Source organism: Verrucomicrobiota bacterium (genome assembly GCA_038744685.1).
Classification (GTDB): domain Bacteria; phylum Verrucomicrobiota; class Verrucomicrobiia; order Opitutales; family Puniceicoccaceae; genus Puniceicoccus.
In genome coordinates this window covers 47,330-60,826 of record JBCDMB010000005.1, presented here as the reverse complement: position 1 = coordinate 60,826, position 13,497 = coordinate 47,330, and the positions used below count along the sequence as shown (strand labels likewise).

The window sequence follows — 13,497 nt, the reverse complement described above, 5'->3', positions numbered from 1 at the left end:
AGTATCCTAGGGAGTAGTGGCTCAAACCGTGACTAAATCCCAGTCTTTCGGACCTATCAATTCCACCGAGCGGATTGCCTTCATGGACAGTCTTCGGGGCTTCGCTGTCTTCGGCATTTTTCTCGTCAACATGAGCATGATGGCTGCACCGAGTATGGCCTACGGATCGTTCGCAGTTTTCACCGATCCGGTTTCTTTTGCCGTATCGCTGGCCCGGCACCTTCTCGCTGACGGTGCCTTTATCTTTCTCTTTTCACTCCTTTTTGGCGCCAGTTTTGGCCTCATGATGGACCCGTTCGGGAGCCGCCAAAGTGGAATCGGGCTTCCCGCCTACTACCGTCGTTTGTTTCTGATCGGAGTTCTGGGTTTTTTCCACGTTACCGTTCTTTGGTTTGGGGATATTCTGATGATCTACGCGATGTCCGGCCTTTTTCTGCCCTTTTTTCGAAGAAGGAAAAGTCGCACTCTGCTCATTTGGGCGGTTCTCCTTTTCATTTTACCCACCCTCTTCTTCGCAGGATTACTTCTCATCCCCCTGGCTGACTCCGCTTTATACGAGCAGTTGGACCTCGACTATGAAACTGCCATTCGGTCTTGGATAGCGTATCTAAATGACGGATACCTGCTCGAAGACTTCGGGCAGGTCGCAAGAACCCGCTGGACCGAGTACTTTTACGAGCCGGTAGTGATCTTCTTCACTTTCTTCCAATGCCTCGGGATGATGCTCTTGGGACTGTGGATGATCCGTGTCGGCGGATTCCGGCAAAAGCCGGGCGAGCGCTCAATATTTCGCAAAGCACTTCTCTGGATCATACCCACCGCAATCATCGGGAAACTCGCCTACGTCTATTTGATCTACGATGAATCATCCTACGGCCTTTCCATTATCTGCTTCGTGCTATCGACTTTCGGAGGGCCAGCTCTCGGAATTCTCCACTTTCTCGGCCTTCGAAGGCTGCTTCGTAAGGAGAGATTTAGATGGTTGCAAAAGTCTCTCGCAGCCGTTGGCCGAATGGCCCTCACCCAGTATCTTCTTCAATCCACTTTTATCAGTCTCCTTTTCTACGGATACGGGCTCGGCCTTTACGGGAAAGTCCCACCTCTTTCGCAAATCCTAATCGTATGTGGGTTCTTTTCCCTTCAGTGTCTCATCAGTCTTGTCTGGCTCCGCCACTTTCCCATGGGACCCCTGGAATGGGTGCTGCGGAAATTCACTTACTTGCGATAAGAATCAATCTCGGCGGTCATGGCTCTCGTGACGATTCAGGTTCAAGTGCCACCAACGATTTTCATGAGTCTTCAAACGATCTTTCTTAATCCTTCTAAAAACGTCATGGCTTCGATCGATGAAACCAGGTCCATGGTTCACCTTCACAAATCCAAATCGCTTAGGGAGTCTTTCATAAAGAGAACGGGGAGGACCGCTTTGTCGCGTGAGACGTTTACACCACAGACCAGTCTCCCAAGTATGGTAGTAAATCTGGTTCACGCCTAGCTCTTCCTTTAGAAACCAGAGCGTGGTTTCGAGGGTTACTTCATCCCAGAACTTCACCAGTGGTTCAATGTATGCATCCAGATATCGGAGAATCCTGTGAATCTTGATCCCTCGCCATTCGTCATACCGGGAGATCTCTCCAGCCAGTAACTTTGATCGCAATCGCTGCCCTTTCTCCCGGGCATCTCGAAGCCAATCCGTCTGGATTTCTTCGATCAGCGCAGTGCCCTCGCCGAGATCGATATCGATCCGCGCCCATGACATAGTCGTCACTTGGCCAAAACGCACCGGATGTCCGGAATAACCCAGCCTCAAGGGATTCTCTTTTTCCTGATTTAAGTCATGGTAGGCTCGACCATGTTCGACAGGGTAATTGATCTGAAGAACAAGGTTAAACCCACGACGAGTCGTTTGGTTCCAATGATCATTGATCGGATCAAAATCTCCCCATTTCGCGAGGGTCAATCGAAACGCTTGGATATCCCGGTGTCTTGGCCAGTAAGCATTCAGATTGCTCGCATCAATCCTCTCTTGACGAATCTTGCGAAGAAAGAGAACGAAGGACGGCCGTTCGACAAAACGGGAGAGCAAGGGATGGGCCTTCAGTTCTCTGACGTGCATACTTTCGGATCCCAAAATCCACGAAAGGATCTGGAACACATACTTGTCCCGAAATGTGTAGTATTTTGTGCGACCCCTCGGAAGGCAGCCGCGAATGAAATCAATTTCTTGTTGGTTCATAGTGGATGCCCGGAAGGGCGTTTATTGGGTTGTGAATAGAAACGAAAAAGCCCCGGAGCTTCTTTGCTCCGGGGCTGGTCTAGATGAGTTTGACGATCCGCTTACTGAGCTCCTGCCCATCTCCTACGAAGATTTGCAGGTTGGCTTTCTCGGTAATCTTCTCGACAGACTCGAGTTCACGCAGACGCATCAGGGTCGGGTTCTGCTCAATCAGCTTTGCTGAGTTGAGCTGGCTACGCATGGCAGCGGTTTCTTCCCGGCGCTTGATGTTGTTTGCCTGTGCGGCTTTCTCGGCCTCGATCACCTGGTTGAGCAGTTCCTTCATGTCACCCGGCAGAATGACATCGCGGATACCCAGTCCTTGGACCGCTACGCCATACTCCGACGCTTTCGCGCGAATGGCACTCAGGGCCTCATTGGCAACGGCCGACTTATCGGCCAGCAGCTGGTCCAGAGTCCGCCCACCGACTTCTGCACGGATGATGAGCTGAATCTCACGGTAGAGCGCTTGCTCCACGTTTTCTGCGGATTCAGCCACTTTCTGCACGTCCTCCAGACGGTAGCTGAGAACAGCGTTGAGCCGGAGAGTTACCTTGTCGGCAGTCATGATTTCCTGACCGGTTACGTCGAGAACTTTCTCGCGCAGACTGTAAGAATAAATCCGAATCTTGCGGACGTTCTTCCAGAATGCGTAACGTCCCGGTTTGAGGATTTCCGAGAACTCGCCATCGACGTAGAGCACGCCCACTCCACCGTCTTCGATCTCGTGGATGTTGAGGTGAACGGCGGCGTCCTTGTCCTTGGTGATAATGTCGAACTGCGGGTGTTGAAAACGAATGTCTTCAACGTCCACGATCTCGACCTTGGTCTTTACCGGAGAGTTCCAGTAGCCGTAGAGACCCGGCTTGAGAATCCCGTAGAAACGACCGTCGAGCCATACGATGGCCCGCTGGTTGTCGTTCAGGTCAATGAAACTGGCGTGATCGTCGATCCCGCTGGTTTCGCGAAGCTGCCGGAGCTGCGCCTTGGAAGCTTCGATCCACGGCTCACCCTGCCAAACAATGTTGACAGCAATGCGGCCGAACGGATCGAAGATCCATTGACGCCCTGCCTCGAGCAGTTCGACGAATTGACCATCACGGAATTTCAAACCTACATGCTCATACGGAATGTAGATGCGTTTGATGATGCGCATGATGTTTCCTTCGTTGTGGTTGTGGTTGATGCGCCGATGAGTCCATCAGCGCGTGAGAGTGTTACTACCTCGACATTGCACGAGGTGTTGAAAAGAGGTGCCCGCAGGGATTTCAGACGAGACGATCAACCACACAAACCGGCCACGGGGAAGAGCTTGAGGAGCTGGGCAGATGAGTCTGCATCTTCCCGAGGGCATGCCAAAGGCTCGCACCGAAGTGCAAAGTCCAAGGCAAATCCCCCGCTCCGAGCAGGTCTCATCCTTCCAGAACCGGTATCCACAATTCCGCAGGTGGTGTTTATGCTGAAGTTCCGGAACCGACGGGAGTCGGTCCGGCCCTTCGGGTTGTCACGAGTCGCCCTCAATCCCTTTGGGCGGTTTGGTCTAGCGTTGGAGGCTAGGAGGCCTTTAAGGCGGGCCAGGCCATGATCAGTGGGAGTCGAACCCACACGCCCTTGCGGGCATCGGTTCCTGAGACCGGTGCGTATACCTTTTCGCCATGATCGCTACTGTCCGGGAGTTGAACCCGGGACTAGTTGATTATCAGTCAACAGCTCTACCCATCTGAGCTAACAGTAAGGCGCAACCAGCCGGATTCGAACCGGCGTTCTCCTGTCTAGCAGGATGCTGTGTCCACTCAGCTATGATTGCGTGGATTTCCGTTTAGAACGTCGATGCGGAACGCGAAAACCCAACAGGAAGCCTGGGGTTCCCGCGCCGCCGACCGGAAAGTCTGATGTGGGTGTGGGAGGACTCGAACCTCCATCCTGTCCTTCGTAAAGACAGATGCTTCCTTTACACCACACACCCATCGAAAATTGCGGGAAAAGGACTCGAACCTTTTCCGGCGGAGTCAAAGTCCGCAGTGCCCCCCTTACACCATCCCGCAGGTAAGATTACCCGCAGCCGGACTTGCACCGGCGCCATCGCGTAGAAAGCGCGATATCCTAGCTGCTAGACGATACGGGCATAAATAGAGTCGCAGAGGTGGGAATCGCACCCACAACCTCGGGCGTATGAGACCCGTGCTCTCACTCATTGAGCTACTCTGCTGAAACTGGTGACCAAGAGAGGACTCGAACCTCTACTACGCTGTTTCTGGGACAGCCGCCTCTGCCAATTGGGCTACTTGGTCAAAATGGTGCCGCATCCCGGGTTCGAACCAGGCTCTACCGGGTAAAAACCGGTTGTTCTTCCTAATGAACTAATGAGGCAATCCGATTGTATGGTGGGAGCACATGGAATCGCACCATGACCTCCTGATCTTCAATCAAGCGTGCAGACTCCCTACACTATACTCCCCGTAAATTGGCTCAGCGGGCAGGCTCCGACCCTGCAACATTAGCCTTAACAGGGCTACGTTCTACCAGTTGAACTACCGCTGAAGAAATGCGCCCCTGACGGGAATCAAACCCGCATCCCCCAATCGACAATCGGGAATCCTATCATTGGAAGACAGAGGCAAAAGAATGGGGTAAATGGTATTCGGCTACACGGAGACGGCGAAAGACCAGATTGTAGCATTGGTCGTCAGACCGATGACTCGACCTGGCCGACCGGCGCAAACCCTGAAGTTTTTCATCCGCTTCACGGACTTCAGCTCTTCGACAGGCTCAGGGCCGTGAGCTTCGTCGAACCGCGAGCTCAGTCGAGTCCCGTGATGCTACCAGTCTCAGCCCTTTAGTGAGCCTTTAGGAAAGCGATGGTTACCATAAATAATCTTGTTTCCACCATACCGCGTTTTTCGCCCCTCTCATAAAACTGGTTTTATGGTTTGGACGCCATTTACGTGACGTTTCACCTTCACTTGCGGCTGAAGGGAGACCAAGGGACTGTCGATTGGTGGAAACAAAAAACCCAGGTGCTGGATTCGCGGCCTGGGTTTCGTGAAAGAGTGTTCGGTCCTTCATTTAGATCGGGTGATCTCTATGCGCATCTGAGTGCGGGAAGAACTTTCGCTGATTCACAACCCCTGCCGAATTCTCCGAGCAGAGCGGGTGATCGCCTGTCTTGAAAACCGGAAGATTATCTGAGCCGTTCGGCATCAAAAATCGGCTTCTCCAATTCCAAGAGGGCTGAAAAGTCTGTTGAGTGATTGTTTGCATGGTTTTTAACGATGAATAGTCGAAGCATTCCTTTAGCGAATCGAAAAGTCAAATAAAAAATTACATAAATTATTGTATAACAATATTTTATGAATCAATAAATATTTGGCTAAGCTCCGCCCGAGCACAGGCTTTTGAACGTTTCATCTGCCTGCACCTCTTAAGCGTGCGAACAAAAAAACCCGGACGCATGTCACTATCCGGGCTCATTCGAAATGGTTATTACGGTTTCTATTTATCGTGGTTTTTTCGTTGGAATGAATCGTCCCCATATACCATGAGCCTCGGATCTTGGAGCACAAAAGGCTCCTGTCGGATCTTCATTTCTGAGATCCAACATCAACCGGGTACTTATCTGGATTGTATAGGACATAGTAGGAATGTGCAGGACGGTGATCTCGGACGAGCAGGGATCTGTCAACCGATTATTGCTGCCAAGGTGTCACTTTATGTCCGGGGTTCTTTCTTAATCCTAATCGTGCTCATAATCTTAATCGGAGCAGTGGAAATAGGATTTTGATTTAGATTCAACTACAGCCAACCTTGTTGAGGAATGCGCCTTCGATTCATATGCTGGGGAATACAAGCCATCATCTTCCTCACGCTGAACTGTGGAGCCGCCGACAAAACCCCGTTAATGCCCTCTGGTCGGCGACTGAAGTCACCGCTCCTTTTCTGGTTTTTTTATCCCCGAGGGAACACCTTCCCATTCGCCAGTGACTCCTTAGAATCAGTCAGAAGACGACTGCTCTTCCGGGAAGAGTAATTTCGCCAAATAAGTAAACTCCAAAGCGGTTCGCCTCGCTCGTTCCAATTGGTTCGCAGCGGCAGAATGCCCGCCATCAATGTTTTCGTAGTAGTAGAAGGGTAACTCCGCGTCCTCGAAGAGCTTTGCCATCTTTCGTGCATGCCCCGGGTGAACCCGGTCGTCCTTGGTAGAGGTCACGAAGAACGGGACCGGGTATTCCTGTTCATCCGGACGAAAGTTGTGATAGGGGGAAATCCCTTCCAAAAACGATCGCTCCTCCGGGTCGTCCGGGGAGCCGTATTCATCCACCCATGACGCACCTGCGAGGAGCAGGTGATAGCGCAACATATCGAGCAAGGGCACTTGAACGACAGCCGCTTTCCATAAATCCGGACGCTGATTGAGCATGACTCCCATGAGAAGACCCCCATTGGATCCTCCTATAATTCCGAGATGACTCGGGCTGGTCAATCCACTGTCGATCAAGTCTTCGGCGACGGCGATGAAATCGTCGTAGATCCGTTGTCGATCGGTCTTCAATCCCGCCTGATGCCAAGCCGGACCAAACTCCCCGCCACCACGGATATTGGCCAAGACGAAAGCTCCGCCATTTTCGAGCCAAAGCTTGCCCGTGGTGCTCCGGTAACCGGGCAGCAATGGAATCGCAAACCCTCCATAGCCATTGAGCAGAGTTGGAATAGAACCGTCGAAAGCGACATCGTTGCGCCGAACGACAAAATAAGGAACTTCCGTGCCGTCTTTCGATTCTGCAAACCGCTGTTCGACCACTAATCCTTCTGGATCGAACTTTTCGGGCAAGCTCTTGAGCGTATCTATTCGGTTAGTTCCCGAATCGTAAAGAAGGAGCGAGTCGGGAGTCAGGAAATTCTCGTAAGTGAGAAAAACCAGTGGCTCTGTGCGACGGGCAAAAGCGATTCCGGCACGACCATTTTCAGGAAGATCCAGTTCCTCCATTTCCCAAGTGACTCGTCCGTCCTCCACCTCGGTTGGTTCAAGACGAAGAATCTTCGTAGTCACATTGTCATTGATCGATAGCAACGCGGCCCCTTTCGCAACCGACACCCAATTCACTGCCTGACGAGCGTTGGGGCGAAAGACCAAATGAACCGGAGGCAGTTCTCGCGTTTCCAAAAACTCGCTCAATCGGAAGGCAACCAGATCACCGTTTACAAACGTTTCCCCCTGCCCCTCCGGTTGCCAGTCCTGCTCGAGAGTTACAAACATCCAGTCACGGAAGTGAGAGCCGAAACTCGACTTCGGCGGCAGAGGCCACTGCACCGCCTCCTCTTCGCCGTCAGGAAACCACCAATCCTGTGACGTGAAAAATGTATCCGCCTCGCTGGCACAGGCCAGAACGGACCCATCGTCCATCTCGATACCGAATGGACGAACCAATACGTCCTGAGGTTGACCACGAATCAGTTCACGGGCTTCCGATAATGGCGTTCCCCGTTTCCAGCTCTTCACGACAAAAGGATAGCCGGACTCGGTCAAGGTGTTCGGACCAAAATCGGTTGCTACCATCAAGTGGTTTTCGTCAATCCATGCCGTATACTGTTTGGCCTCGGGCAGAAAAAAGCCGTCTTCGACAAACTCTCTCTTCTCGATATCGAACTCCCTGACGGTAACCGCGTCTTTACCTCCATCGGAAATACGAACGAGGCACACGTAGCCCCCGCCGCTCTCGATCTCTTTTACACTTACTCCTTTGAATACCCAGTTTCTACCTTCCGCCTCCGCCAGTTCATCAAAATCGATCAACACTTCCCATTCCGGGTTCTCCGTCTGGTAACTTTCGAGTTTCGCGCGTCTCCAAAGGCCACGGACATGAACTTCATCCTGCCAGAAATTATACACCCAGCCATCCCGGATCGAGCCGTAGGGAATGCGTTCTTTGGAGGTCAGTAACTCAATCGCTTCCTCCTCAAAAACAGCGTAGCGAGGGTCCGATTGGAGTTCCTGGAGGGTTGTTTTGTTCTGTTCCCGCACCCAATTTAGGGCCCGCTCACCCTCAATCTCTTCCAGCCAAAGATGAGAATCACCGTCTGCAGCAGATATAGTCATGCTCAGACTCACTCCTGCTATTGAGGCCCACTGATGTAGCTTGTGCAAACGCATAGGCATGACTGGGTTAATACCAAATTCAAGGAGGATTGATAGTTCTGGCGGGATGGAGGATGAGTCTGACCTCTTCTTACTTGATTTGGGTGATCAAGGGAACAAGGTCATTCAAGGTCCCACCGATACGGTTACCCGTGAAAATATGCGTAACGATCACGAGGGACTCTCTGCTGGGGATATCGACGCTTTCCTGAACAACTTTGCTGATGGGTTCCTCTTTCACTGGAAAGATCGCCGCCGGTTTCTCGGAGGAGTCGCCGGTTGGAGGCTGTTTCATCAGTTCGACTAACTGGGCGAAAGCTCCATTGATGCGGGCATCAAGATCTTTGACCGTGGTGCGGATTGCCGTTGGAAGATCATCTAGGCTAAGTAGTTGGCGCCCGGATTCGAACAAGCCAATATAGGATACAAGAACATCGAGGAGAGACAGAGTCTCGGAGATATTTCTGCGTCGTTCGCCTGCAGACATTTGCTCCGCTTCAATTTCCGGCGCTTCGTCGACTATCGCCTGCAGTCTGGTGGCAAGAGGTACGGAAAAAGTACTGTGCTTCGTGTTTGTTCCGGAGATCTGCTTGAACGCCTCAGCTGTGTCTTTCAAGAACGCGGATAGTTTTCTGTGCAGGAAATCCGAGGTAAAGGTAGGGACGATCAGTAGTGTGGCGAGCAACGCAACGCCGACTCCAATGAAGGTCTCGTAGATCCGAGCGAACATGGTAGCGATGTCCGCTCCAAGAGCGAAATGAACGAGGAGCGGGACCAGTATCCCGATTCCTGTTGAGGCAATACCGTATTTCGTCTGGAGGGTCACTATCGTCAGGACCAGCGCAATCATGATCATAATGACCTGCGGCACGATTGCGCTTCCGAACACGTAGACAACCGCGATTGCTATTACAACACCTATGGCTGTGCCCAGCGCACGGCGCCCGGTGCGCAGAATCGTTTGCCCGACGGTGGCAGTGAGCACATACGCGACGGTGAGGGTCGCCCAATACGCGTGGTTTAGGTCAAACAGAAACTGAAGACTGGTCGTGATCGTGGTTGCGACCAAGGCCTGCAATCCGAGGCGGGTAGCGGCTCTGGCGGCATCCCGCTTCGTCTCGTCTTTGAACTCAGTGGCTTTATCGTGAATCGCAGCGTTCTCGATCTCTGAATGGCCTCGAAAGTAGTCATTGAGGGCTTTCTCAAACCGTTGTAGACCAATGACGATCCGCATGGGCTGGAGCTTTTGATCGGGTGGTGAGACTTGGTCGGTCAACACCTCGTCGAGCAAGGCTTCGAGCTGCGGGTCGGCAGCCGATTCGGACGGGAAGCCAATTGTGACTGGATGGGAGAGTTTGTCGCGAATCCTGTCGAGAGTGTTCAGGAGCCGGTCAGCACCTGCCCAGTCCTTAAATGCATTAGGGCCAAGCTGGGAAAAAGCGTCAGACATGACTTCAAAGGCCATGACCATCCGGTAGAGCGCGACCACTTGCGCCCGTAGTCTGGACTCGAGTTTCGGACTCTCGAGGGTCGCTTGCTCGAGAGAAGCCTGGACGAGGTGCCAATCATGACGGAGTTTAGGGTTCAAGGCCTTGAAAACCTCGCTGGCATTCGAAGCTTTCTTTTGGCCGTCTCCAACGGCGGTCGACCGCGTCCGAAAGTGGTCGTCGGAAACGGTTGCCAGAGCTTCATTCAGTGACCCGAGAAACCGGTTGGAAAGAACCCGAAAGGCATTGACTGCAGATGGGCGGAGAATCAGGAAGCGAAAGAAAAAGGTCACTAGGGCCGCGATAAGGATTGTCGGGGCGAACCAGAGTCCCTCTGCTTTTGTTGGGTTTAGGATGACCGCAAACAGGCCCATATTTACGACAATAATCCCGAAGGAGCCTGCTGTTGGGCCCCACCTGCGAAGGTAGAGGCCAAAGCCGATCAGAGGCACCCAGAGAATGGTTAACACTTGCCCGCCATAGCTGAAGTCGCCGGGACCGATCAGAGAGACAGGAAAGAGGACCGCAAGGGAGATCGCAGCCGCAATGCACACTCGGCGGAACTCCAACGCCCACCCGGCTCCTTGGACGAGAAAGAAATAATTCAGGGTCATTCCCGCTCCGAGGATAGTGAGGGTGGTGGGTAAGCCTTTGGCCTCCCGAGCGGCCTCAAACGTCTTGGAAAACCATGGGATACTCTTGGCAAAGTCTGGCAGCGACAATGAAGGAACCAAACTTCCGAAGCCGTAGCACAAAAACCCCGTGACGACGACCGCGACGATGGTTTTTGCAGCAAGAGCAAACTTTATCCCGCCCGGATCCAGATCAACCAAGGCACCAAACCATCGGGAAGCGAGCGAGACAAACAAACCGCGGTTTCTCTCTCCCTTGGGCTGGGTCTTTACTTTGGGCACTTCGAAAATCGTGGATGTGTATGTTGGTTCGCTAGCAAAGATTGTCTGATTTCAAAGACCTAACCGTCAAGACCCCACAGTTACACCGAATGATTTCCAACAGATCCCCTTAGTGGAAAAATCCGTTGTCCACTCCCATTTGAGAGAATGCACGTCAGGTGTTCGACCTTTCCATTGGTGTCTCGCCTCGTAGATAAAGGTCGACTGCAGAGTGAATTTTCGGAACTCTTTTTGGAACACGGGCAGTGATCGATGGCAAGGATGTGCTAAATCCCTGACAAACCGTGGACACACCCAGAAATAACATGCAAGTGATTCGACTAATGATCGAGATTCCATCAACTGAGGGGCCGTGCCCGGAGCCTCGGAGACCATTGATGGTCGATCCGGAATCTCAGGAACTGAATTTCCACCCCCAAAGGTGTCTCCGAAAAGAACGTCATCAACAATCAAGACAGCGCAGCTTCGATCTATGATACAACCACCTGACTGGACTTACGATCAATCAAAGGGAATTCTAGGAGCCCTTTGCAGCATTGCTTCGCTGCATGCAACGGCACCGATTTCCCCTGCGGAAAAGGAACTCATTGAGGGTGTTCGAATCATTATTCTCGGACATCCGGAAATCGAGCACGATGACGAGGAAGTTCATATCAAACCAGCTGAACTGGCGGCACTTTTTTCAGACAGCGACCACAAGGCCCGTGCTGCCGAGTTGATTGCGATGATGCCTTATGTCGTTCGACCGTTTTCCGACTCAAAGACCTACATTTCTGAGAAGTTCCTCGAGCAACTTGGCGAAAACACGCACCGGATCGAAGATTTTCTTGGCGCCCGCGAAAAACACATGCGCAACCAAGAATACTGTGCTCTGAGAAAGCTCGGACGGGATGTATTTCCCTATGAGGATCCCGAGGGCCGATACAAAGAGGTTTTGAAACTTCTCAAAGAGGCGGAAGGTGACCCCGAAGAACTTGAGCGCTACCAATCGCTCGAATCCTATCCAGCTGGATCGCTGGGGCGGGGTTACTTCGATTTCTATGCCCAGTTTGATTGGCCACTCCCCGGCGACCCACTTTGGATCAGTGAAGATCTTACGGTCCGTCATGACCTGGTTCATGTCCTCGGACCCTATGACATCTCAATCAACGGAGAATTCCAAGTGGCCGGTTTCTCTGCTGGCAATAGCACGACTTTCAACTGGATGGTCGCGATGCTAGGCTTCTGCCCTCCTTATGTTTCAACGGGACAACAGTGTTGTCCTCAGGATTTTGTAGAAGCCTATCTCCGCGGAAAAAACGCTAAGGCCAGCTTCGTCGACCAATGGGATTTTTGGCCCTACATGGAACAACAAATAAGCGATATCCAAAACGAATTCGGAATCTAGTCCTCCAGCATCATACGGATCTGTGGATCTTCTGGCACTCAATCCACTTGCCTCAAACACCTCCAGAATTGACTAAAAGCGACAAAAAATGACTGACGAAGAAAGAACTTTCTTACTCGCGGCGGTGAAAAAGGCCAGCGAGCAATGGAAAACTGCATTCAACTCAGGCGATGCTCCAGGTTGTGCCTCGCACTACGAAGCGGAAGCCGTCATGACTGCCGAACCGTTTGGTGAGTTTCGCGGGAAAGAAACGATTCAAGCCTTTTGGCAGAAACTCATAGAAGATGGATTTTCCGATGTGGAGTATGTGGATCCACGTATAGACGTGATCGACCCAAAGAGCGCCGTCTTGGAGTCCGCGTGGAAAATGAATAAAGCCAAAGGCGTCATCTACCGCGAGCTATGGGTGCTCCAGGACGATCGTTCGGTGAAGCTAAGAGAAGACCACTTTGCCGCGCTGTAGAGCAAGCACTTTGCGATTGGGTTGAAACCTCAGCAATCCCGTGGAAGGCTTTTCCGGCGAGCCGTAAACAACGGCAGCTTGGCTTGCATAAAATCATAAAATCTGATTTTATGATTTTATGGACACAAAACTATCTGTCACGGAGGGAAGCCGGAACTTTTCGGATTTGGTCAATCGCATCGTGTATCGAGGCGAAACCGCGGTTTTGACCCGAGGAGGCCGAGAAGTGGTTCGGCTCACCCCTATCCATTCGCTATCAGTCACCGGCGAAGCACTTGCGAAAAAGATTCGTTCCCGACAAACGCATTTGGCAGCTGATGAGGCAGAACTTTTCGCTAACGAATTGACCAGAATCAGGTCTGCAGGCAATCGGGCGGAAAAGGATCCTTGGGCAGAGTGATAGGAGTGCTTCTCGATACATCGGTTCTCATCGCCGATGAACGAAAAATATGGGATCTCGCTGCTTTTTTGGAAAAGCACGTAAGAAAAGCCCAAGTCGGAATATCTGCTATTACAGCCTCAGAATTTGAAGAAGGGGTTCACCGAGCACCCCCCGGGAAACGCCGGGAACAAAGACGTGAGTTCTACAAGTTTATCGTCGAGAATTATCCTGTAATGCCTTTCGACCTCGAAACGGCCTCGACTCATGCACAGCTACGCCCTGAGTTGAGAAAGACCGGAATTCTGATTGGCCCTCACGATTTGATGATTGCTGCTACGGCACTACATCTCGGCTGGGAGATAGCTACGCTGAATACCTCAGAGTTCTCCCGAGTTCCGGGCTTAACACTTTCGCCAGTCGAACCTTATTGGGTCTAAAATCTGGATCGTTTCCGCG

Annotated in this window: 9 protein-coding genes and 12 tRNA genes; 5 read left to right on the top strand and 16 right to left on the bottom strand. The window is 52.0% G+C overall.

The genetic code is table 11. From position 1 onward, the window contains the following. The first annotated feature begins 28 nt into the window (after positions 1–28). Complete coding sequence (locus tag AAGJ81_04850) at positions 29–1,228, top strand: DUF418 domain-containing protein (GenBank protein MEM0965458.1); 1,200 nt, start codon at positions 29–31, stop codon at positions 1,226–1,228. 3 nt (positions 1,229–1,231) lie between these two features. Here the strand turns inward: AAGJ81_04850 and AAGJ81_04845 are convergent, their stop codons facing one another. From AAGJ81_04845 to AAGJ81_04770, 16 genes are all read right to left on the bottom strand, one after another. Beyond that, positions 1,232–2,236: a hypothetical protein gene (locus AAGJ81_04845; GenBank protein ID MEM0965457.1), complete on the bottom strand. Its 1,005-nt coding sequence runs from the start codon at positions 2,234–2,236 to the stop codon at positions 1,232–1,234. Between the two features lie 79 nt (positions 2,237–2,315). After that, entirely contained in the window at positions 2,316–3,431 is a 1,116-nt protein-coding gene (locus tag AAGJ81_04840; protein ID MEM0965456.1) for a slipin family protein, read from the bottom strand. Positions 3,432–3,855: 424 nt separating this feature from the next. Next, positions 3,856–3,938, bottom strand: a tRNA-Leu gene (locus tag AAGJ81_04835). Next, positions 3,937–4,010 (bottom strand) — tRNA-Ile (locus AAGJ81_04830). The genes AAGJ81_04835 and AAGJ81_04830 overlap by 2 nt, the downstream gene beginning before the upstream one ends. 2 nt (positions 4,011–4,012) lie before the next feature. After that, positions 4,013–4,082: transfer RNA gene (locus AAGJ81_04825), tRNA-Leu, on the bottom strand. Positions 4,083–4,170: 88 nt separating this feature from the next. After that, a tRNA-Arg gene (locus tag AAGJ81_04820) sits at positions 4,171–4,241 on the bottom strand. A gap of 8 nt (positions 4,242–4,249) precedes the next feature. Beyond that, a tRNA-Gln gene (locus AAGJ81_04815) sits at positions 4,250–4,320 on the bottom strand. 8 nt (positions 4,321–4,328) lie between these two features. Further along, positions 4,329–4,400, bottom strand: a tRNA-Glu gene (locus AAGJ81_04810). Positions 4,401–4,410: 10 nt separating this feature from the next. Further along, positions 4,411–4,484 (bottom strand) — tRNA-Met (locus AAGJ81_04805). A gap of 5 nt (positions 4,485–4,489) precedes the next feature. Then, positions 4,490–4,566, bottom strand: a tRNA-Leu gene (locus tag AAGJ81_04800). A gap of 4 nt (positions 4,567–4,570) precedes the next feature. After that, a tRNA-Lys gene (locus tag AAGJ81_04795) sits at positions 4,571–4,645 on the bottom strand. Between the two features lie 12 nt (positions 4,646–4,657). Then, positions 4,658–4,733, bottom strand: a tRNA-Phe gene (locus AAGJ81_04790). Between the two features lie 7 nt (positions 4,734–4,740). Beyond that, positions 4,741–4,816, bottom strand: a tRNA-Asn gene (locus AAGJ81_04785). 7 nt (positions 4,817–4,823) lie between these two features. Further along, positions 4,824–4,894, bottom strand: a tRNA-Asp gene (locus tag AAGJ81_04780). A 1,372-nt stretch (positions 4,895–6,266) separates the two neighbouring features. After that, positions 6,267–8,369 carry a prolyl oligopeptidase family serine peptidase gene (locus AAGJ81_04775; protein ID MEM0965455.1) on the bottom strand — a complete coding sequence of 701 codons (2,103 nt, stop codon included), beginning with the start codon at positions 8,367–8,369 and terminating at the stop codon, positions 6,267–6,269. A 130-nt stretch (positions 8,370–8,499) separates the two neighbouring features. Beyond that, positions 8,500–10,809, bottom strand: coding sequence for an FUSC family protein (locus tag AAGJ81_04770; protein MEM0965454.1), 2,310 nt, complete (start codon positions 10,807–10,809; stop codon positions 8,500–8,502). Positions 10,810–11,281: 472 nt separating this feature from the next. Between AAGJ81_04770 and AAGJ81_04765 the strand changes: the two genes are divergently transcribed. From AAGJ81_04765 to AAGJ81_04750, 4 genes are all read left to right on the top strand, one after another. Continuing rightward, positions 11,282–12,196: a hypothetical protein gene (locus AAGJ81_04765; protein MEM0965453.1), complete on the top strand. Its 915-nt coding sequence runs from the start codon at positions 11,282–11,284 to the stop codon at positions 12,194–12,196. 88 nt (positions 12,197–12,284) lie between these two features. After that, positions 12,285–12,659, top strand: coding sequence for a nuclear transport factor 2 family protein (locus AAGJ81_04760; GenBank protein ID MEM0965452.1), 375 nt, complete (start codon positions 12,285–12,287; stop codon positions 12,657–12,659). A 118-nt stretch (positions 12,660–12,777) separates the two neighbouring features. Next, a complete protein-coding gene (locus tag AAGJ81_04755; protein MEM0965451.1) occupies positions 12,778–13,059 on the top strand; it encodes a type II toxin-antitoxin system prevent-host-death family antitoxin in 282 nt (93 codons plus the stop codon). Next, the gene (locus AAGJ81_04750) at positions 13,056–13,478 is read left to right on the top strand and encodes a PIN domain-containing protein (GenBank protein MEM0965450.1); all 423 of its coding nucleotides are present in this window, start codon (positions 13,056–13,058) and stop codon (positions 13,476–13,478) included. The genes AAGJ81_04755 and AAGJ81_04750 overlap by 4 nt, the downstream gene beginning before the upstream one ends. The last annotated feature ends 19 nt before the right edge of the window (positions 13,479–13,497 follow it).